The sequence below is a fragment of the Citrobacter freundii complex sp. 2024EL-00216 genome (assembly GCF_043945515.1).
GTDB lineage: Bacteria > Pseudomonadota > Gammaproteobacteria > Enterobacterales > Enterobacteriaceae > Citrobacter > Citrobacter portucalensis.
Genome location: NZ_JBIMRA010000016.1, coordinates 32,888 through 53,502, shown reverse-complemented (window position 1 = coordinate 53,502; position 20,615 = coordinate 32,888). Strand labels below are relative to the sequence as shown.

The 20,615-nt window shown below is 52.8% G+C and carries 15 protein-coding genes; 12 read left to right on the top strand and 3 right to left on the bottom strand.

What is annotated here, in order from left to right; all coding sequences use genetic code 11:
* The first annotated feature begins 792 nt into the window (after nucleotides 1-792).
* From dppA to ACHHZ7_RS18695, 6 genes are all read left to right on the top strand, one after another.
* A complete protein-coding gene (gene dppA / locus ACHHZ7_RS18720) occupies nucleotides 793-2,400 on the top strand; it encodes a dipeptide ABC transporter periplasmic-binding protein DppA (RefSeq protein WP_003827414.1) in 1,608 nt (535 codons plus the stop codon).
* 166 nt (nucleotides 2,401-2,566) lie between these two features.
* Nucleotides 2,567-3,586: a dipeptide ABC transporter permease DppB gene (gene dppB, locus ACHHZ7_RS18715; RefSeq protein ID WP_060682926.1), complete on the top strand. Its 1,020-nt coding sequence runs from the start codon at nucleotides 2,567-2,569 to the stop codon at nucleotides 3,584-3,586.
* Between the two features lie 9 nt (nucleotides 3,587-3,595).
* Nucleotides 3,596-4,498: a dipeptide ABC transporter permease DppC gene (dppC, locus tag ACHHZ7_RS18710; RefSeq protein WP_003024315.1), complete on the top strand. Its 903-nt coding sequence runs from the start codon at nucleotides 3,596-3,598 to the stop codon at nucleotides 4,496-4,498.
* A gap of 10 nt (nucleotides 4,499-4,508) precedes the next feature.
* A complete protein-coding gene (gene dppD, locus ACHHZ7_RS18705) occupies nucleotides 4,509-5,492 on the top strand; it encodes a dipeptide ABC transporter ATP-binding protein (protein WP_048236981.1) in 984 nt (327 codons plus the stop codon).
* Nucleotides 5,489-6,493, top strand: coding sequence for a dipeptide ABC transporter ATP-binding subunit DppF (gene dppF, locus ACHHZ7_RS18700; RefSeq protein WP_003827418.1), 1,005 nt, complete (start codon nucleotides 5,489-5,491; stop codon nucleotides 6,491-6,493). The genes dppD and dppF overlap by 4 nt, the downstream gene beginning before the upstream one ends.
* Nucleotides 6,494-6,669: 176 nt before the next feature.
* Nucleotides 6,670-7,872, top strand: a complete 1,203-nt coding sequence (locus ACHHZ7_RS18695; protein WP_057067482.1) for a sigma-54-dependent Fis family transcriptional regulator — start codon at nucleotides 6,670-6,672, stop codon at nucleotides 7,870-7,872.
* A 35-nt stretch (nucleotides 7,873-7,907) separates the two neighbouring features.
* Here the strand turns inward: ACHHZ7_RS18695 and ACHHZ7_RS18690 are convergent, their stop codons facing one another.
* A complete protein-coding gene (locus ACHHZ7_RS18690; protein ID WP_008786415.1) occupies nucleotides 7,908-9,206 on the bottom strand; it encodes an amino acid permease in 1,299 nt (432 codons plus the stop codon).
* 117 nt (nucleotides 9,207-9,323) lie between these two features.
* Complete coding sequence (gene megL / locus ACHHZ7_RS18685) at nucleotides 9,324-10,520, bottom strand: methionine gamma-lyase (protein ID WP_060682924.1); 1,197 nt, start codon at nucleotides 10,518-10,520, stop codon at nucleotides 9,324-9,326.
* A 425-nt stretch (nucleotides 10,521-10,945) separates the two neighbouring features.
* Between megL and ACHHZ7_RS18680 the strand changes: the two genes are divergently transcribed.
* From ACHHZ7_RS18680 to ACHHZ7_RS18665, 4 genes are all read left to right on the top strand, one after another.
* Entirely contained in the window at nucleotides 10,946-11,053 is a 108-nt protein-coding gene (locus tag ACHHZ7_RS18680) for a type I toxin-antitoxin system toxin Ldr family protein (RefSeq protein ID WP_003827426.1), read from the top strand.
* A gap of 226 nt (nucleotides 11,054-11,279) precedes the next feature.
* Nucleotides 11,280-13,286 carry a biofilm formation regulator HmsP gene (gene hmsP, locus ACHHZ7_RS18675; RefSeq protein ID WP_071845232.1) on the top strand — a complete coding sequence of 669 codons (2,007 nt, stop codon included), beginning with the start codon at nucleotides 11,280-11,282 and terminating at the stop codon, nucleotides 13,284-13,286.
* A 157-nt stretch (nucleotides 13,287-13,443) separates the two neighbouring features.
* A complete protein-coding gene (gene dctA / locus ACHHZ7_RS18670) occupies nucleotides 13,444-14,730 on the top strand; it encodes a C4-dicarboxylate transporter DctC (RefSeq protein ID WP_008786411.1) in 1,287 nt (428 codons plus the stop codon).
* 221 nt (nucleotides 14,731-14,951) lie between these two features.
* Complete coding sequence (locus ACHHZ7_RS18665) at nucleotides 14,952-16,445, top strand: pitrilysin family protein (protein WP_032945317.1); 1,494 nt, start codon at nucleotides 14,952-14,954, stop codon at nucleotides 16,443-16,445.
* Nucleotides 16,446-16,544: 99 nt separating this feature from the next.
* On the opposite strand, the gene ACHHZ7_RS18660 is transcribed toward ACHHZ7_RS18665, so the two are convergent.
* Nucleotides 16,545-17,474 carry a sugar kinase gene (locus ACHHZ7_RS18660; protein WP_008786409.1) on the bottom strand — a complete coding sequence of 310 codons (930 nt, stop codon included), beginning with the start codon at nucleotides 17,472-17,474 and terminating at the stop codon, nucleotides 16,545-16,547.
* A 230-nt stretch (nucleotides 17,475-17,704) separates the two neighbouring features.
* Here ACHHZ7_RS18660 and pdeH point away from each other — a divergent pair, with 230 nt between their 5' ends.
* The gene (gene pdeH, locus ACHHZ7_RS18655; RefSeq protein ID WP_008786408.1) at nucleotides 17,705-18,472 is read left to right on the top strand and encodes a cyclic-guanylate-specific phosphodiesterase; all 768 of its coding nucleotides are present in this window, start codon (nucleotides 17,705-17,707) and stop codon (nucleotides 18,470-18,472) included.
* A gap of 78 nt (nucleotides 18,473-18,550) precedes the next feature.
* Nucleotides 18,551-20,611, top strand: coding sequence for an AsmA family protein (locus tag ACHHZ7_RS18650; protein ID WP_032945315.1), 2,061 nt, complete (start codon nucleotides 18,551-18,553; stop codon nucleotides 20,609-20,611).
* Nucleotides 20,612-20,615 lie beyond the last annotated feature (4 nt).

The following is a 20,615-nucleotide window of genomic DNA, read 5'->3' as shown; positions in this document are numbered from 1 at the left end:
TTTGTGGCTTTTGTAGGCCTGATAAGCGAAGCGCCATCAGGCAAAACATCACGCTATAACAGACACTGCCGGATGCGGCGCAGGCGCCTTATCCGGCCTACAGGCGAAGCGCCATCAGGCAAAACATCACGCTATAACAGACATTGCCGGATGCGGCGCAAGCGCCTTATCCGGCCTACAGGCGAAGCGCTGGCAGGGCGTATTTTTTGTTTTTCCGACCCCACGTTTGACCTTCATTTTATCTGCAAAAATTGTGCACCACTTCCCACTGACTGTTAACGATTCTGTGACATATTCCATTGCCTTTTTTTATATTTGCTTGAAACTTTTTTTGCGCTACTTATGGCTGAAGCTGGCATTTTCCGCTGTGCGCTTTAACGTTCATGGTATTAATCGCTCAGATATGCAGCATTAATTTAGAAAGTTTGAATAAATTGCATAAATGTTAATCACCAAATGTTGCGAAATATGAAGATGTTTATTCTGGCATAGTACGCGTAGCACAAATTTCCCTGCTGAAAATGTCCTTCCGCACTTTTTTTAATCTTTGTTTGTGAATTCTCACCGTTGGCGTAAATCACGGTGACCTGTATTGACGTTTTCACATTCTGTTGACAGATTGTAGGGTATGAGGGGCATTTCATGGAGAATCCGCACTGCAACTCAGTCGCTTATGTGAACGGAATCCCCATCCTCTTAACGCCGACCCGGCCGGGTAAAAAACAAAAAAGGCCAGGCGGTGCAAACCCACTGCAAAGGGTAAAACAACAAACATCACATTGGAGCAGAAGAATGAGTATTTCCTTGAAGAAGTCAGGGATGCTGAAGCTTGGTCTGAGCCTGGTGGCTATGACCGTCGCAGCAAGCGTACAGGCTAAAACTCTGGTTTATTGTTCAGAAGGATCTCCTGAAGGCTTTAACCCGCAGCTTTTCACCTCTGGCACCACCTATGATGCCAGCTCCGTACCGATCTATAACCGCCTGGTCGAGTTCAAAACCGGTACGACTGAAGTGATCCCGGGCCTTGCTGAGAAGTGGGAAATCAGCGAAGACGGCAAAACCTACACCTTCCACCTGCGTCAGGGCGTGAAGTGGCAGGACAACAAAGAATTTAAACCGACGCGCGATTTTAACGCCGATGACGTGGTGTTCTCTTTCGATCGTCAGAAAAATGCCCAGAACCCGTACCATAAAGTCTCTGGCGGCAGCTATGAATACTTCGAAGGGATGGGTCTGCCGGATCTGATCTCCGAAGTGAAAAAAGTGGACGATAAAACCGTTCAGTTCGTGCTGACTCGCCCGGAAGCGCCGTTCCTGGCTGACCTGGCGATGGACTTCGCTTCTATTCTTTCCAAAGAATATGCTGACAACATGCTGAAAGCCGGTTCTCCGGAGAAAGTGGATCTGAACCCAATTGGTACCGGTCCGTTCCAGCTGCAGCAGTACCAGAAAGACTCCCGTATTCTGTATAAAGCATTCGAAGGTTACTGGGGCACCAAGCCGCAGATCGACCGTCTGGTCTTCTCCATTACGCCTGACGCTTCCGTGCGTTACGCCAAACTGCAGAAGAACGAGTGCCAGGTGATGCCGTACCCGAACCCGGCAGACATCGCGCGCATGAAGCAGGATAAAAACATCAACCTGATGGAGCAGGCGGGTCTGAACGTGGGCTACCTCTCTTTCAACACCGAGAAAAAACCGTTTGATGACGTGAAAGTCCGTCAGGCGCTGACCTACGCGGTAAACAAAGAAGCGATCATCAAAGCGGTTTATCAGGGCGCTGGCGTTGCCGCGAAAAACCTGATCCCGCCGACCATGTGGGGCTATAACGACGACGTTAAAGACTACACCTACGATCCTGAGAAGGCCAAAGCGCTGCTGAAGGAAGCTGGTCAGGACAAAGGCTTTACCGTTGAGCTGTGGGCTATGCCGGTACAGCGTCCATATAACCCGAACGCACGTCGTATGGCAGAAATGGTTCAGGCTGACTGGGCGAAAATTGGCGTTCAGGCCAAGATTGTGACCTACGAGTGGGGCGAGTATCTGAAACGCGCCAAAGCGGGTGAGCATCAGGCGGTGATGATGGGCTGGACCGGTGACAACGGGGATCCGGACAACTTCTTCGCGACCTTGTTCAGCTGTGCGGCAGCGAAAGACGGTTCCAACTACTCTCGCTGGTGCTACAAGCCGTTTGAAGACCTGATCCAGCCGGCGCGTGCGACCGACGATCACAACAAACGTATTGAACTGTACAAGCAAGCTCAGGTTGTTATGCACGACCAGGCTCCGGCTCTGATTGTTGCTCACTCCACCGTGTACGAACCAGTGCGTAAAGAAGTGAAAGGCTATGTGGTTGATCCATTAGGCAAACACCACTTCGAAAACGTCTCTGTCGAATAATTAAAAGCAATTAAGGAAGCGCTGCGCCCCGGTGTTGTTTAGGCCGGATAAGCGCAGCGCCCTCCGGCGTAATGCTTTACCCGCGATGCAGTTTGCGTGGGATAAGATTTGTGAGCAATACAGACTCACGGTTCCAGGCCGTGCGTCATTAGAGAGAATCCGGGTTATGTTGCAGTTCATTCTCCGACGTTTGGGACTCGTCATCCCCACGTTTATCGGTATCACTCTTCTCACCTTTGCCTTTGTCCATATGATCCCCGGCGATCCGGTTATGATCATGGCGGGTGAACGTGGGATCTCCCCTGAGCGTCATGCTCAACTGTTGGCTGAACTCGGTCTGGATAAGCCGATGTGGCAGCAGTACCTCCACTATATCTGGGGGGTTATGCATGGTGATTTAGGTATCTCACTGAAAAGCCGCTTACCGGTGTGGGAAGAGTTCGTACCTCGCTTCAAAGCAACGCTGGAACTCGGCGTCTGTGCGATGATTTTCGCCGTCGCAGTGGGTATCCCAGTGGGTGTACTTGCTGCCGTTAAGCGCGGCTCCATTTTCGATCACACGGCAGTTGGCCTGGCGCTGACCGGTTACTCTATGCCGATTTTCTGGTGGGGCATGATGCTGATCATGCTGGTTTCCGTGCAGTTGAACCTGACGCCAGTTTCTGGGCGGGTGAGCGACATGGTGTTCCTTGATGATTCCAATCCGCTAACCGGCTTTATGCTGATCGACACCGCCATCTGGGGTGAAGAGGGTAACTTTATTGATGCGTTGGCGCATATGGTCCTGCCTGCGATGGTGCTGGGTACCATTCCTCTGGCGGTCATTGTGCGTATGACCCGTTCATCGATGCTGGAAGTGCTGGGTGAAGATTACATCCGTACCGCGCGCGCCAAAGGCCTGACCCGTATGCGCGTCATCATTATTCACGCTCTGCGTAACGCGATGCTGCCCGTGGTGACCGTTATCGGCCTGCAGGTTGGTACGTTGCTGGCCGGGGCGATCCTGACCGAGACCATCTTCTCGTGGCCGGGACTGGGGCGCTGGCTGATCGATGCGCTGCAACGCCGCGATTATCCGGTGGTGCAGGGCGGGGTGCTGCTGGTCGCGACGATGATTATCCTCGTCAACCTGCTGGTAGACCTGCTGTACGGCGTGGTGAACCCGCGTATTCGGCATAAGAAGTAAGGGGCCATCATGTCACAGGTTACTGAAAATAAAGTTATTGCTGCACCGGTGCCGATGACTCCGCTGCAGGAGTTCTGGCACTATTTTAAACGCAACAAAGGTGCGGTTGTTGGGCTGGTGTACGTTGTGGTGATGATCCTGATTGCGGTCTTTGCCAACGTCCTCGCACCCTACAACCCGGCAGACCAGTTCCGCGATACGCTGCTGGCTCCTCCCGCGTGGCAGGAAGGCGGAACCATGGCCCATCTGTTTGGTACTGATGATGTGGGCCGCGACGTGCTGTCCCGCCTGATGTACGGTGCGCGTCTGTCGCTGTTGGTCGGCTGTCTGGTGGTAGTACTCTCCCTGCTGATGGGCGTGGTTCTTGGGCTGATCGCCGGTTACTTTGGCGGGATTGTCGATAACGTCATCATGCGTGTGGTCGATATCATGCTGGCATTGCCGAGCCTGTTGCTGGCACTGGTGCTGGTGGCTGTATTTGGCCCCTCGATTGGCAACGCCGCGCTGGCGCTGACGTTCGTGGCATTGCCGCACTATGTCCGTTTGACGCGCGCCGCCGTGCTGGTGGAGGTTAACCGCGACTACGTCACCGCATCTCGCGTGGCGGGAGCCGGCGCGATGCGCCAGATGTTCGTCAACATTCTTCCTAACTGTCTTGCGCCGCTGATTGTTCAGGCGTCGCTTGGCTTCTCTAACGCCATTCTCGATATGGCTGCCCTCGGCTTCCTGGGGATGGGCGCACAGCCGCCTACGCCGGAATGGGGCACCATGCTCTCTGACGTTCTGCAGTTTGCCCAAAGCGCCTGGTGGGTTGTGACCTTCCCGGGGCTGGCGATCTTGTTGACGGTGCTGGCATTTAACCTGATGGGTGACGGTCTGCGTGACGCGCTCGATCCCAAACTGAAGCAGTAAGAGGTTCGAGATGGCGTTATTAAATGTAGATAAATTATCGGTGCATTTCGGCGACGTAGGTTCCGAATTCCGCGCCGTAGACCGCATTAGCTACAGTGTGAATCAGGGTGAAGTGGTTGGCATTGTAGGAGAGTCCGGCTCTGGTAAGTCCGTCAGTTCGCTGGCGATTATGGGACTGATTGACTACCCAGGCCGCGTTATGGCCGAAAATCTGGAGTTTAATGGTCGCGACCTGAAGCGCATCTCTGAGAAAGAGCGTCGCCAGTTAGTGGGTGCGGAAGTGGCGATGATCTTCCAGGACCCGATGACCAGCCTTAACCCCTGCTACACCGTCGGCTACCAGATTATGGAAGCCATTAAAGTGCACCAGGGCGGCAACAAAAAAACGCGTGTTCAGCGGGCAATAGACCTGCTGACGCTGGTGGGGATCCCCGATCCGGCCTCGCGTCTTGATGTATATCCGCACCAGTTGTCCGGTGGGATGAGTCAGCGCGTGATGATCGCGATGGCGATAGCCTGTCGTCCGAAACTGCTGATTGCCGACGAACCGACAACGGCGCTGGATGTGACTATTCAGGCGCAGATCATCGAGCTACTGCTGGAATTGCAGCAAAAAGAGAACATGGCGCTGGTCTTAATCACGCACGATCTGGCGCTGGTGGCTGAAGCGGCACACAAAATCATCGTGATGTACGCCGGCCAGGTGGTAGAAACCGGAGCCGCGCAGGATATTTTCCGCGCGCCGCGTCATCCTTACACCCAGGCGCTGCTGCGCGCGCTGCCTGAGTTTGCTCAGGATAAAGCACGTCTGGCCTCGCTGCCGGGCGTGGTTCCCGGGAAATACGACCGCCCGAGCGGCTGTTTGCTGAACCCACGCTGCCCCTATGCGACCGACAAATGCCGCGCTGAAGAACCTGAACTGAACCTGCTAGAAGGCGGTCGTCAGTCGAAATGCCACTACCCACTTGATGATGCCGGGAGGCCTGGGCTATGAGTACGCAAAAGGCCGCTTTGCCACAGCCGCTGTTGCAGGCTATTGATCTGAAAAAACACTACCCGGTGAAAAAGGGCATGTTCGCCCCGGAGCGCCTGGTGAAAGCGCTGGACGGCGTCTCCTTTACCTTAGAGCGTGGTAAAACGCTGGCGGTGGTAGGCGAGTCGGGTTGTGGGAAATCCACCCTTGGCCGCCTGCTGACGATGATTGAAGTCCCGACCGGCGGTGAGCTGTATTACCAGGGACAGGATCTGCTTAAGCACGACCCGCAGGCGCAAAAGCTGCGTCGGCAGAAAATCCAGATTGTATTCCAGAACCCGTACGGTTCCCTGAACCCGCGTAAAAAAGTGGGACAGATTCTGGAAGAGCCGCTGCTGATCAACTCCACGCTCAGCAAAGAGGAACGTCGTGAAAAAGCGCTGGCGATGATGGCGAAAGTGGGGCTGAAAACCGAACACTACGACCGCTATCCGCATATGTTCTCCGGCGGTCAGCGTCAGCGTATTGCCATCGCTCGCGGTCTGATGCTTGATCCGGACGTGGTGATTGCCGATGAACCGGTCTCAGCGCTGGACGTTTCGGTGCGTGCGCAGGTGCTGAATCTGATGATGGATTTGCAGCAGGAACTGGGGCTGTCATACGTCTTTATCTCGCACGACCTGTCGGTGGTCGAGCACATTGCCGATGAAGTGATGGTGATGTATTTAGGCCGCTGCGTGGAGAAAGGGACGAAGGACCAAATCTTCAATAATCCGCGTCATCCGTACACGCAAGCGCTGCTCTCCGCAACGCCGCGTCTGAACCCGGACGATCGCCGTGAGCGTATCAAGCTGACCGGTGAACTGCCAAGCCCGCTGAATCCGCCGCCGGGCTGCGCGTTTAACGCCCGCTGCCGTCGCCGCTTTGGTCCGTGTACCCAGCTTCAGCCGCAGTTGAAAGATTACGGCGGTCAACTGGTGGCGTGTTTTGCCGTTGACCAGGATGAGAACCCACAGCAATAAACCTGGGTTATGACCCGATAACCGGAGCCTTGTGCTCCGGTTTTTTTATATTTTCTCTTTACGTCCACAATGTGAGTCCTTTGGCAGAACATTATTCCACAGCGTCTAGAATGTAGTCAGATTCCCTCTAGTCACAGAAATATCTATTTCGCAGTTGCTAACTACCAGGAGCAAATGTGGTCACGATACGCTGGGATATTAAAACAATTGATCGTCTGTCGATGGTTGAGGATGTCCTGAAGGAATTTTCCTGCTGTGATATCAATATCATCTCCATGAAAGTCACGCCTGGGCGGATCCTGATTAAATCCTGGTGCCGCCAGCTACAGGATATTTCCTGTGTGCAATCCTGTTTAAGCCAGCGCGCCGATATTATTCATGTCGCTTACCTCTGTGAGGAGATAAGCGAACTGTCAACGCCGGAGCCGGAACGCCCGCGCTATTTCTCTGACATTATTTGCAGCAGCCAGAGCATGCACGCGCTTATCGAAAAGGCGATAAAAATTGCCGACAGCAAATATACCGTTCTGATCCGTGGCGATACGGGGACCGGTAAAGAGCTGCTGGCCCGGGCTATCCATAATTCCGGGCAGCGACGTTTTTATCCGTTTATTCCGGTCAACTGCTCTGCGCTACCTGAGTCGCTAATGGAGAGTGAATTCTTTGGCTATGAGAAAGGGGCTTTCAGCGGCGCGGATTGTAAAGGCAAAAAAGGGCTGTTTGAAATGGCCGATAAAGGCACCCTTTTTCTCGATGAGTTTGGCGAAATGTCGCTGAGCTTACAGGCTAAACTCCTGCGCGTGCTTCAGGATGGCGGGATTCGGCGCGTTGGCGGAGCGCATATTATTCCGGTCAATGTGCGTATTATTGTGGCAACCAATGCCAATCTGGAAGAGATGGTAGAACAACGTCTGCTGCGCGCCGATCTCTATTACCGCATCAACGTGCTTTCACTGACCATTCCACCTTTGCGCGAGCGTCCACAGGATATCAGCCTGCTGATTCGCCACTTTGTGCAGAAATACGCAAAGGAATTCCAGCGGCGGATCATTCTGGATAAAGCCTGTTTTGATGCCCTGCACCATCACACCTGGCCGGGAAACGTGCGCGAACTGGAAAATACCATTATTCGCCTGATGCTGATGGCGGAATCCGATGTTATTACGCGGGAAGAATTAGGGATGGTGAATTTGCCTGCCGTTGAGCGGGGCCCGACAGAACGTCCTTTTAAAGAGCAGGTTCTGTGTGCTGAACGCCAGCTCATTGAACAGATGGTGGAAGATAATGTGTCGTCACGGCATATCGCCAAAGCGCTGGGCGTGTCGCACACCACGGTGCTGAATAAAATTCGCGGCTATCAGCTGGAGAGTGTGAGTTAAGCGCCGCCAGCGTCTGACGGCGCGATATACGTGGGTTATTCAATCAGCTTCAATAAGGGCGACAGGCACAGCAGAATTCCGTACAGCAGGATCAACCAGGTTTTCAGTCCGCGCAGTTTTTCCAGTTGCGTTACTTTATAGATCAGGAAGAACGGAATAATACACGACACAATCCCGTAAAGCGGACTACCTAGCTGGAAGAACACCAGTACCGATACGCGAAATGACACCCAAATGACCAGGGTGATAACAATAAAGGTGCAAATACCCAGCGTAAGCACCAACGGATTAATTTTCTCAATGTCAATGACGCGGCTCAGAACGTTGAGAATAATACCTTTGATCGCTTCGTGGAATCCCAGATAAATACCAAAGAACGCGGTTAATACGGCGAAGATATTTAATACCGTTGAGGTGATATGAATAATCTGCCCAGGAATGACCTGAGCCGCCAGCGCCAGTGCTGAAATATTTTGTTCGAAAGCCGAAACGGCCTCTTCATGGCTAATGGAAAAGGTAAAAGAGAAGGAGAAAAACAGAATGACAGCAATCAGAGTAATGTAACTGATGCGATGCGTACGGATTGCCATACGCGTAGCCAGCACCCGGTCCGCCACCCGTTTGCGGTAGGCGATGTTCATTGGGTTCAACACCTGAATAAACACCGCCGAGAAGAAGCAGAACGGGATGGTTAGCAGTACATCACGAAAGAAGACCGATGCTTCAGGGAAGGCGCTGATATTAGCGAAGTTCCAGTGCGGAACCATCGCAAAACCAAATACGATGATGATACCCACTTTGACCACCACCATCGGGCCGGAGATTTTGAACAGCAGCTTTTCTCCCCCGGAAGCAATGGCGACCAGCACGGCAAAAATGGCCACTTTATAGATTATCGACTGCGAAAGATCGGCCTCGGTCAAGCCGAAGGTTTTGATATATGAGGCGCTGTCAAAAACCACGGATAAGGAATAAATAAATATGCCGTGAATAATCATCAGAAAATAGATGACGCCAAGAAATACGCCCCAGTTTTTTCCCAGATAATGACTTATAATATCCGTGTAGTCATTACAGGTTTCGCTTTCTGATAATGTTTTTAAATAAATATCCTGCACAATATAAGTTGCCGGATAAGCAATAATAAAGGCAACGATAAATACCCAAATGCCTGTTAAGCCAATTTGTACCGGCATCAGTACCGTTCCGGCACCAATGGCCATGCCGATGCACAGTAATACCCAGCCAAAATCGTATTTCGTAAACGGTATTTTTTTTGAGAATGGTACGGCGGTTGCTGTATTGTTGCTTAATTGTAATGTGTTGTCCTGCATAGAACCCCCTGCCCAAAATACACGTTCTCCCCGAAAGAGGATCGCGTGTATTGCCAGACTGTTGTGCCTTGATTCTCAACAACCTGAACCGAACGGCGTCGGTTCAGGCCATATTGGTCAGAATGTTGCCTTTCTGATGGCGTGTTCAAGGTCGTTAATAATATCTTCTGGATCTTCAAGACCCACAGAAAGACGGATAAGCCCGTCGGTAATACCTGCTTTGAGCCGTTCCTCAGGTGCAACGGGCGAATGTGTCATAGACGCTGGGTGCTGAATGAGGGTTTCGGTATCACCGAGACTGACCGCGAGGAGGCACAATTCTACAGAATTGATCATCCGCCTACCAGCCTCGAGGCCGCCGGCGATTTCGAAGCTGATAATTCCACCTGGCAGGCTCATTTGCCGCTGGCCCAGCTCATACTGCGGATGCGAAGTCAGGCCAGGATAATACACCCGAGTAATAGATGGATGCCCTTCGAGGTAGCGGGCGATTTTCAGCGCATTTTCACAGTGGCGTTCCATACGAATGCCCAGCGTTTTAACGCCGCGCAGTGTTAACCACGCATTGAAAGGACTCATGCAGCCGCCGGTGATATCTTTCAGGCCTACAAACCGCGCCTGGTCGATAAACTCCTGCTTACCAACAATGATGCCGCCAATCACATCCCCGTGACCGTTGATATATTTGGTGACGCTGTGAACCACAATATCCGCGCCCAGTTGCAAAGGCTGCTGACAGTACGGCGACATAAAGGTGTTATCCACCACCAGCAATGCGCCCTGTTGATGGGCGATACCGGCAACCGTTTCAATGTCGACCAGCGACAGCGTTGGGTTGGCGGGCGTTTCGATATACACAACTTTGGTTTCTGGTCGCATGGCGGCGCGGATTTCTTCAGGCTTTGCCGCGTCGACAAAGCTGACGTTAATCCCAAACTTCGGCATGCTGTGCGACAAAAACGCGTGGGTGCAGCCGTAAATCGCGCTGGCGGAAACGATATGGTCACCCTGCTGGCAAAGCGTCAACAGCGTTGTGGTGATAGCAGAAATACCGGACGCGGTTGCCAACCCGGCTTCACCTCTTTCCAGTACAGCCAGCTTTTTCTCCAGCGCATCTGTGGTGGGGTTACCCAAGCGGGTGTAAATGTACCCGGACTCTTCGAGCGCAAAGCGGGCGGCACCTTGTTCGGCGCTGTCAAAAACAAACGTTGAGGTCTGGAAAATAGGCGTACTAAGCGCGCCAGTTGAAGGGTCGGGTTGTTGCCCCGCGTGAACGATCTGGGTGTTGAATCCGTAAGTACGACAGTCAGACATGATATCTCCTTTAATTCGGAACAGAACAGCTCACAGTCAAATAGCAATCGCTGTGCCAGAAAATGAACTGATAGATATCAATGTGTTATGTTTTTGTCTGAACTAATGGTCGGCAGGAATATTGCCAACTGGAAAGAATCTTTCCAGCGTGCTGGTAAGAAAATGGGTGAATTGCGAGGCGCTACGCAGAGCGCAATATTGCGCAGTGATATGGCAAGTGGGCTGCCGTAGAATCAGCGGCAAGCCGGGAATTCCCGGTGAGGCGCAATGTTGCGGGGGCTTGATCCCCGGCGGCATCGGTTGCTGGAAAGAGAAAACCCCCGCACGTTGTTCGGTATAAACCAGGCAACAAGACGGGGGCTAACTTGACTCCAGACAAGTTAAGGATAGCCGCGAACAGTTGCCATTGCAACACAGGCGGCTATATGACGCTCGCACAGTTAGGCGTGGCCTTCTGGCACGATTTAGCGGCTCCCATCATCGCTGGCACCATTGCCAGCCTGATTGTGAGCTGGCTGCGTAACAGGAAGTAATGCGCTTTGTGGGCGTCTGCCTGCCGTGATGGCAACATGCGCCCGAACCAGGCCGCAGGGGGCGACCTTGCGGCCTTTTTCGGCTTAAATGCAGATAAATCTCGTCGCCAGGTGCCTATCCTGTCGCGATAATGCACGCTGGGAAGTTTTCAGATACCGCCTCTCTTAATACCGCTACGATCGGGTATACTCTGACGGCAGTTTCGTCTATCCGTGGAGAGTCAGTTTGCGTGTCAGTCGCTCGTTAACAATTAAGCAGATGGCAATGGTTGCGGCCGTTGTTATGGTGTTCGTTTTTATTTTTTGCACCGTTTTGTTGTTCCATCTGGTCCAGCAAAACCGCTATAACACGGCTACGCAACTGGAAAGTATCGCTCGCTCCGTCCGTGAGCCTCTGTCGGACACTATCCTGAAAGGGGATATTCCCGAAGCGGAAGCCATTTTAAAAAGTATTCGGCCAGCGGGCGTGGTAAGTCGCGCCGATGTGGTGCTGCCCAATCAGTTTCAGGCGTTGCGGATGAGCTTTATCCCTGAACGCCCCGTTCCTGTTACGGTGACTCGCCTGTTTGAGCTTCCGGTACAAATTTCGCTGCCGATCTATTCTCTTGAGCGTTCAGCTAACCCGCAACCGCTGGCGTATCTGGTACTGCAGGCGGATTCGTACCGCATGTACAAATTCGTGATGAGTACGCTCTCGACGTTAGTGACCATTTACTTACTTTTGTCGTTAATACTGACCGTCGCCATCTCCTGGTGCATTAACCGCTTGATTGTGCACCCCTTACGTAAAATTGCCCGTGAGCTGAACGACATCCAACAGCAGGATCTGATTGGCTATCAACTGGCATTGCCGCGTCTACATCAGGATGATGAGATTGGTATGCTGGTGCGTAGCTACAATCTTAATCAGCAGTTGATTCAGCGACATAGCGAAGAGCAAAGCGACTTTGCAATGCGTTTCCCGGTTTCCGAACTGCCCAATAAGTCGTTTTTAATGGGGTTGCTGGAGCAGGTTGTTACCCGCCAGCAGACGACGGCGCTGATGATTGTCACCTGCGAAACCCTACGTGACACCGCGGGGGTGTTAACTGAAACTCAGCGGGAAATCCTGCTGCTTACGCTGGTCGAAAAACTCAAGTCGGTATTAGCCCCCAGGATGGTGCTTTCCCAGGTGAGTGGCTATGACTTCGCCATCATCGCCCATGGTGTAAAAGAACCCTGGCACGCTATTACTCTAGGTCAGCAAGTACTCACTATCGTTAACGAGCGATTACCTATTCAGGGTATTCAACTGCGTCCTACCTGCAACATTGGGGTAGCGATGTTCTATGGTGATTTGACCGCAGAACAGCTTTACCGCCGCGCCCTGTCGGCCGTGTTAACCTCGCGCCATAAGGGTAAAAATCAAATTCAGTTCTTTGATCCGTTACAGATGGAAGAGGCGCAGCAGCGTTTGACGGAAGAGAACGATATTCTCAGCGCGCTGGATAACCAGCAGTTCGCGCTTTGGATGCAGCCGCAGGTGGAAATGTCCAGCGGTAAGGTATTGAGCGCAGAAGCATTATTGCGGATGCAGCAGCCGGATGGAAGCTGGGAGCTGCCCGAAGGGTTAATCGACAGGATTGAGTCCTGCGGCCTGATGGTGACGGTTGGTTACTGGGTGTTGGAAGAGACGTGTCGCCAGCTGTCAGCGTGGCAGGAACGGGGTCTGATGCTGCCGCTGTCGGTGAATTTGTCCGCACTACAGCTGATGCACCCGAGTATGGTCTCGGACCTGCTGGAGTTGTTAAACCGCTATCGTATCAAGCCTGGTACGTTGATCCTGGAAGTGACTGAAAGCCGACATATCGATGATCCCCACGCCGCGGTGGTCATTTTGCGCCCATTGCGTAATGCGGGAGTACGTATCGCACTGGATGACTTTGGCATGGGGTATGCGGGCCTGCGACAGCTGCAGCACATGAAGTCGCTACCGGTGGATGTCCTCAAAATCGATAAGATGTTTGTCGACGGAGTACCTGAGGATTGCAGCATGATCTCCGCCATCATTCAGTTGGCCCACAGCCTTAATTTGCAGATGATCGCCGAAGGTGTCGAAACCGAAGCGCAGCGTGAATGGCTATCACAAGCCGGGGTGGAAGTGGCACAAGGGTTCCTGTTTGCCAGACCGGTTCCGGCAAATATCTTCGAAGAACGTTATCTGGCGCCGGAAAGCGCTGATTACAAAAGTTAAAAAAGGTCTCGCTTGTGCGAGCCAGCTCAAAATTTTTAACATTTTTGTATCAATTATGATCCAGGTACATTTCTGTCAAGTTGTGTGGGTGTTACTTTAAGGCCGCAGGTTAAACAAAACCTTACAAGACCTGTGGTTTTTACTTTAAGGACACCCTATGAAAACCTCTATATTCAAAAGCCTTTACTTTCAGGTCCTGACAGCGATTGCCATTGGTATTCTCCTTGGCCATTACTACCCTGAATTAGGCGCCCAAATGAAACCGCTTGGTGATGCCTTCGTTAAGCTCATCAAGATGGTCATCGCACCTGTCATCTTCTGTACTGTCGTTACCGGCATTGCAGGCATGGAAAGTATGAAAGCTGTAGGCCGCACCGGTGCGGTTGCACTGCTTTATTTTGAAGTGGTCAGTACGATTGCGCTGATCATCGGTCTTATCATTGTTAACGTGGTGCAACCCGGTGCCGGGATGAACGTCGATCCGGCGACGCTGGATGCCAAAGCGGTTGCGATTTACGCCGAACAGGCAAAAGACCAGGGGATCGTAGGTTTCCTGATGGATATTATCCCGGCGAGCGTCATTGGCGCGTTTGCCAGCGGTAACATCCTGCAGGTATTGCTGTTTGCAGTAATGTTTGGTTTTGCGCTGCATCGTCTGGGCAGCAAGGGCCAGATGATTTTCAACGTGATTGAAAGTTTCTCGCAGGTTATTTTCGGCATCATCAATATGATCATGCGCCTGGCGCCTATCGGTGCTTTCGGTGCTATGGCCTTTACCATCGGTAAATATGGCGTCGGAACGCTGGTGCAACTGGGTCAGCTAATCATCTGCTTCTACATCACCTGTATTCTGTTTGTGGTGCTGGTGCTGGGTTCAATTGCGCGCGCAACCGGCTTCAGTATCTTTAAATTCATCCGCTATATCCGTGAAGAGCTGCTGATCGTTCTAGGTACTTCTTCTTCCGAGTCTGCGCTGCCGCGTATGCTCGATAAGATGGAAAAACTGGGCTGTCGGAAGTCGGTTGTCGGATTGGTTATACCCACGGGCTACTCGTTTAACCTTGATGGGACATCAATCTATCTGACGATGGCGGCGGTGTTTATCGCTCAGGCGACCAACAGCCACATGGATATCTTCCATCAGATAACCCTGTTGGTGGTGCTCCTGCTCTCCTCAAAAGGTGCAGCGGGTGTGACCGGGAGTGGCTTCATTGTTCTGGCCGCGACTATCTCTGCGGTGGGGCATTTACCGGTTGCAGGCCTGGCACTGATTCTTGGTATTGACCGCTTCATGTCTGAAGCCCGTGCGCTGACCAACCTGATTGGTAACGGTGTTGCAACTGTCGTTGTGGCTAAATGGGTGAAAGAATTGGATACCAAAAAGCTGGATGACACGCTGAATAATCGTGCGCCGGATGGCAAAACGCACGATTTATCCTCTTAATCTCGTCACTTATGCCCGTAGTCCCTTCCAGGACTGCGGGCGTTTGCGCATAATTACCCCCTGTGCCTGAAACCGTCGATTCGGCGGCTCGGGATTTTTTCACTTCTTCCGTGACATTTTTATGTTCTCGCGGTCTAACACGAAGTGTTTTTAACGTCATATTCAGAGAGTCCTTTCGAGGGCTGTCTTTTTATTTCCAGGATAGTTGATCAGGGGTTCACATGCAGGGCACAAAAATTCGACTTTTAGCGGGCGGCTTGCTGATGATGGCCACTGCCGGCTATGTGCAGGCAGATGCGCTCCAGCCTGATCCAGCGTGGCAACAGGGCACGCTGGCAAATGGTTTACAGTGGCAAGTGTTAGCCACTCCCCAGCGTCCGAGCGACCGTATTGAGGTTCGCTTGCTGGTCAATACCGGTTCACTCACCGAAAGTGCGCAACAGAGTGGTTTCAGCCATGCGATCCCGCGTATCGCGCTGACGCAAAGCGGTGGCCTCGATGCCACGCAAGCCCGTTCACTGTGGCAGCAGGGGTTCGATCCCAAACGTCCCATGCCGCCGGTTATCGTTTCCTATGATTCAACGCTGTATAACCTCAGTCTGCCTAACAGCCGTAACGACCTACTGAAAGAGTCACTTTCTTATCTGGCAAATATCTCCGGTAAACTGAGCATCACCTCTGAAACGGTCAATCATGCGCTGAATAGCGAAGACATGGTTGCAACCTGGCCGTCAGATACCAAAGAAGGGTGGTGGCGTTACCGTCTGAAGGGATCGACCCTGCTGGGGCACGATCCCGCCGATCCGCTGAAAACGCCGGTAGACGCGTCGAAAATTCAGTCTTTCTACCAGAAATGGTATACCCCGGACGCGATGACGCTGATCATCGTCGGTAACGTTGATGCACGCAGCGTAGCTGAGCAAATCAATAAAACCTTTGGCGAGTTAAAAGGAAAACGCGAAACGCCTGCACCGGTTCCCACGCTCTCTCCGCTGCGAGCAGAAGCCGTGAGTATTATGACCGATGCGGTACGCCAGGATCGCCTGTCTATTATGTGGGATACGCCGTGGCAGCCGATCCGTGAATCTGCCGCGCTGTTACGTTACTGGCGCGCTGATTTAGCTCGTGAGGCGCTGTTCTGGCACATTCAGCAAGAGCTAACCAAAAACAATGCCAAAGACATTGGCCTCGGATTTGACTGCCGGGTGCTGTTCCTGCGCGCGCAGTGCGCGATTAACGTTGAGTCGCCGAACGATAAGCTGAACGCCAATCTGGGTACGGTTGCGCGTGAGCTGGCGAAAGTGCGTGATAAGGGACTGCCGGAAGAAGAGTTCAATGCGCTGGTAGCGCAAAAGAATCTGGAACTGCAGAAGCTGTTTGCCACCTATGGTCGTACCGATACCGATATTTTGATCAGCCAGCGTTTGCGCTCGCTGCAAAATCAGGTGGTGGATATTGCGCCTGAACAGTACCAGCGTTTACGCCAGAGCTTCCTCAACAGCCTGAGCGTTGAGATGCTGAATCAGGACCTGCGTCAGCAGCTGTCGCAAGATATGGCGTTAATTCTGCTGCAGCCGAAGGGTGAACCTGAATTCAATATGAAGGATCTGCAGGCGACGTGGGATAGCATTATGGCGCCCGTTACCGCAGCGGCAACGTCTGTTGAAACGGATGAATCACACCCTGAAGTGACGGATATCCCGCCTGTACAGTAAAGGGTATCGTAACCTGTAAGCCGGGCAAGTGAAGCGCTCCCGGCTTACCCAGTGCCGGATGCGGCGTTAACGCCTTATCCGGCCTACAGGAACAATAAATTATTGCGGCATGGCGTCGCGGGGGATAATCGCCCCACGATGCTGAATGACGGTGCTTGCCGTCAGGTGGCCGCGTTTTGCGGCTTCGGCGGCATCGCCACCGGTCAGACGGACCGCCAGATACCCGGCGCTGAAGGAGTCTCCGGCCGCAGTGGTATCGATCACTTTCTCTTTCGGCAATTTAACGGCCGGAACGTCGATCAGTTCTTCGCCTGCAATGGAAACCAGGCAAGAGTCTGCGCCGCGCTTCACTACCACTTCCTGAACGCCAGCTGCGTGAGTACGGGCAATCACCTCGGCAACGGGTTTTTCACCCCACAGTGCGTCTTCATCGTCCAGCGTCAGGAATGCGATATTGGTGCATTCCAACATCTGCTGATACACCTGCTGGGTTTCTTCTTTGCTGCTCCACAGACGTGGGCGGTAGTTATTGTCAAAAATGACCTTTCCGCCGTTGGCACGGCATTCACGCAGCAATGACAGCAGCTTGTCACGGCTTGCCGGGCTTAAAATCGCCAGGCTGATTCCGCTCAGATACAAGTAGTCAAATGTTGCCAGCTCTTCGCAAATCGCGGCAGACTGCTCGCTCTCCAGCCAGAATTTTGCGGCGGCTTCATTACGCCAGTAATAGAAGGTGCGCTCGCCAGTGCTGTCGGTCTCAATGTAGTAGAGACCTGGCAGGCGGTTTTCCATGCGCTGGGTTAATGAAGTGTCTACGTTTTCACCCTGCCAGGACTCCAGCATTTGTTGGCTAAAACTGTCGGTACCCAGTGCAGTCACATAGTGTACGGAAAGTGCCGCCGCATCGACCTGACGGGCGATATAAACGGATGTATTCAACGTGTCGCCACCGAATCCGCGCTGAACGTCAGCGCCTTTCTGTGACAGCTCAATCATGCATTCGCCAATCACGGCAATCTTTCTGGACATAGTCGTAACCTGCTCTGAAAAAAATTAGCGTTAGTGTGCGCTGTGGGTGTTAAGTGGTCAACTATATTAAAACATCGTTCCATTATTTTTTTGAGCCAGCACGTGTTCTGCGTTGTTTTTGCCGCTTAGTTTTTATTTTTGCGCACAGCTGAACGTAAAGTTCTTCGTCTGAGCGCCGATAACCTTTGACGAGTCCGGTCAGTCACACTCTTATTTACAGGACATCTCAGATGATAAAGCAGGTTACCCAGCAGCTCATTACGCCCGATGCGAGTATTGAAAGCTTGCTGGAAAGACGCTATTGGCTGCAGTGCGAGCGTGCTTACACCTACCAGCCAATTTACCAGACCAACGGACGGCTGATGGCCGTTGAACTGCTGACCGTCGTGAGCCATCCTGATAACCCTTCCCAACGTATTGCACCAGACCGCTATTTTGCTGAAGTGGCTGTACGGCATCGTGTTGATGTAGTGAAAGAGCAACTTCTGCAGCTTGAGCTGAAAGGGGGCTTTTTCAGAGCCAACAACCTGCTGGCTTCAGTGAATGTCGATGGACCAACACTCATTGCGATGCGTCAGGATCCCGAAATCCTGAAAATAATTGAAGGCCTGCCGTGGCTGCGTTTTGAGCTGGTGGAACATATCCGCTTGCCGAAGGGGTCGTCGTTCGCCTCAATGTGCGAGTTCGGCCCGCTCTGGCTGGATGACTTTGGTACCGGAATGGCGAACTTCTCGGCGCTAAGTGAAGTGAGTTATGACTATATCAAAGTGGCGCGGGATCTGTTCGTCATGCTGCGCAAGACGCCGGAGGGACGTAATCTCTTCACACTACTATTACAGCTCATGAACCGCTATTGCCGCGGTGTCATTGTCGAAGGCGTTGAAACGCTGGAAGAGTGGCGCGATGTGCAAAACTCACCGGCTTTCGCTGCGCAAGGCTATTTTCTCTCTCGTCCAGTGCCTCTGGATACGCTTGAAGAGGTGATCCTGTCGCTTTGATGAGGGCGTAGTGCACCTCCTTTTCATCCTGCTGGACTATCTTTAGGACAGGCAAGGAAGGAAGTAAGGAGGTTAGACATGACGAGAACAGGTAAAATAACCACTTCAGTAATAGGGGTTTTCTTGTTGTTGATCGTCGTACTCATCATTGTGATTGCGACATTTGACTGGAACCGGCTCAAACCGACCATCAACCAGAAAGTCTCTACAGAACTCAACCGGCCCTTTGCTATACGGGGTGACCTGGGCGTGGTTTGGGAACGCCAGAAGCAGGAAACTGGCTGGCGTAGCTGGGTTCCGTGGCCGCATGTTCATGCTGAAGATATTATCCTCGGCAACCCGCCGGACATTCCCGACGTCACCATGGTGCATCTTCCGCGTGTTGAAGCTACGCTCGCCCCGCTGGCACTGCTGACAAAAACCGTCTGGCTCCCGTGGGTCAAGCTGGTCAAACCCGATGCGCGGCTGATCCGCCTGTCGGAGAAAAACAATAACTGGACCTTTAACTTAGCTGGGGACGAAAACCGCGATCCTGATGCGCCGCCATCAGCATGGTCTTTCCGGCTGGATAACATTCTGTTCGACCAGGGACGTATCGCCATTAACGATAAGGTGACGAAGTCGGAGATTGAGATCCTGGTCGATCCGCTGGGTAAACCGTTGCCCTTTAGCGAAGTGACCGGCGCAAAAGGTAAAGAGAGCAACGCCCGCGTCGAGGACTACGTGTTTGGGCTGAAAGCGCAAGGGCGATATAACGGCGAACCGCTAAGCGGTAGCGGAAAAATAGGCGGAATGCTGGCGCTGCGTGGCGAAGATACGCCTTTCCCGATTCAGGCTGATTTCCGTTCGGGCAATACGCGCGTAGCGTTTATCGGCACGATAAACGATCCGATGAATATGGGCGGGGCGGATCTGCGGCTTAAATTCTCGGGAGATTCGCTAGGGGATTTGTACGATTTGACCGGCGTACTGCTCCCGGATACGCCGCCGTTTGAAACCGACGGACGTCTGGTGGCGAAAATTGACCCGGAAAAATCCTCTGTTTTTGATTATCGCGATTTCAATGGCCGCATTGGCGACAGCGATATTCACGGAACGCTGGCCTACACCACCGGTAAGCCGCGACCCATGCTGAAGGGCGATGTGGAATCACGCCAGCTGAGGCTGGCCGATTTGGGGCCGCTGATCGGGGTGGATTCAGGCAAAGGGGCGGAACGGGCAAAACAATCTGAACAGCGCAAAGGTGAGAAGAGCGTTCAGCCAGCGGACAAGGTCTTGCCGTATGACCGTTTTGAAACCGATAAATGGAACGTGATGGACGCTGACGTGCGTTTCAAAGGACGGCGTATTGAGCATGGCAGTAGCCTGCCGATCAGCGATCTCTCCACTCATATCATCCTGAAAAATGCTGACCTGCGCCTGCAACCGCTGAAATTTGGTCTTGCGGGAGGCAGCATTGTCTCCAGCATCCATCTGGAAGGGGATAAAAAGCCGATGCGGGGGCAGGCGGATATTCAGGCGCGGCGGCTGAAGCTAAAAGCGCTGATGCCCGATGTGGAACTGATGCAGAAAACGCTCGGTGAAATGAACGGGGACGCCCGGTTTAGCGGAAGTGGAAACTCGGTAGCGGCGCTGCTGGGTAACAGCAATGGCAACCTGAAACTGCTGATGAATGACGGCTTGATCAGCCGGAATCTGATGGAAATTGTGGGCTTGAATCTGGGGAACTATCTTGTCGGGCAGATATTTGGTGATGACGAAGTGCGGGTGAACTGCGCGGCGGCGAATCTGGATATTGTTAACGGCGTGGCGCGTCCGCAGATTTTTGCTTTCGACACGGAAAACGCAGTCATTAATGTCACTGGTACGGCGAGCTTTGCGTCGGAGCAACTGGATTTAACCATCGATCCGGAGAGCAAAGGGATTCGTATTATTACTCTGCGTTCGCCGCTGTATGTTCGCGGCACCTTTAAGAATCCGCAGGCTGGCGTGAAGGCCGGACCGCTGATTGCGCGCGGTGCGGTTGCTGCCGCATTAGCCACGTTAGTTACTCCCGCGGCAGCCTTGTTGGCGCTGATTTCGCCGTCAGAGGGTGACGCGAATCAGTGCCGGACGATCCTGTCACAGATGAAGAAGTGATGTC

Excerpts from the sequence above, each read along its gene's own strand:
- dppA (WP_003827414.1), top strand. The coding sequence starts at position 793 with ATGAGTATTTCCTTGAAGAAGTCAGGGATGCTGAAGCTTGGTCTGAGC.
- dppB (WP_060682926.1), top strand. The coding sequence starts at position 2,567 with ATGTTGCAGTTCATTCTCCGACGTTTGGGACTCGTCATCCCCACGTTT.
- dppC (WP_003024315.1), top strand. The coding sequence starts at position 3,596 with ATGTCACAGGTTACTGAAAATAAAGTTATTGCTGCACCGGTGCCGATG.
- dppD (WP_048236981.1), top strand. The coding sequence starts at position 4,509 with ATGGCGTTATTAAATGTAGATAAATTATCGGTGCATTTCGGCGACGTA.
- dppF (WP_003827418.1), top strand. The coding sequence starts at position 5,489 with ATGAGTACGCAAAAGGCCGCTTTGCCACAGCCGCTGTTGCAGGCTATT.
- ACHHZ7_RS18690 (WP_008786415.1), bottom strand. The coding sequence starts at position 9,206 with ATGCAGGACAACACATTACAATTAAGCAACAATACAGCAACCGCCGTA.
- megL (WP_060682924.1), bottom strand. The coding sequence starts at position 10,520 with ATGTCTGACTGTCGTACTTACGGATTCAACACCCAGATCGTTCACGCG.
- ACHHZ7_RS18680 (WP_003827426.1), top strand. The coding sequence starts at position 10,946 with ATGACGCTCGCACAGTTAGGCGTGGCCTTCTGGCACGATTTAGCGGCT.
- dctA (WP_008786411.1), top strand. The coding sequence starts at position 13,444 with ATGAAAACCTCTATATTCAAAAGCCTTTACTTTCAGGTCCTGACAGCG.
- ACHHZ7_RS18665 (WP_032945317.1), top strand. The coding sequence starts at position 14,952 with ATGCAGGGCACAAAAATTCGACTTTTAGCGGGCGGCTTGCTGATGATG.
- ACHHZ7_RS18660 (WP_008786409.1), bottom strand. The coding sequence starts at position 17,474 with ATGTCCAGAAAGATTGCCGTGATTGGCGAATGCATGATTGAGCTGTCA.
- pdeH (WP_008786408.1), top strand. The coding sequence starts at position 17,705 with ATGATAAAGCAGGTTACCCAGCAGCTCATTACGCCCGATGCGAGTATT.
- ACHHZ7_RS18650 (WP_032945315.1), top strand. The coding sequence starts at position 18,551 with ATGACGAGAACAGGTAAAATAACCACTTCAGTAATAGGGGTTTTCTTG.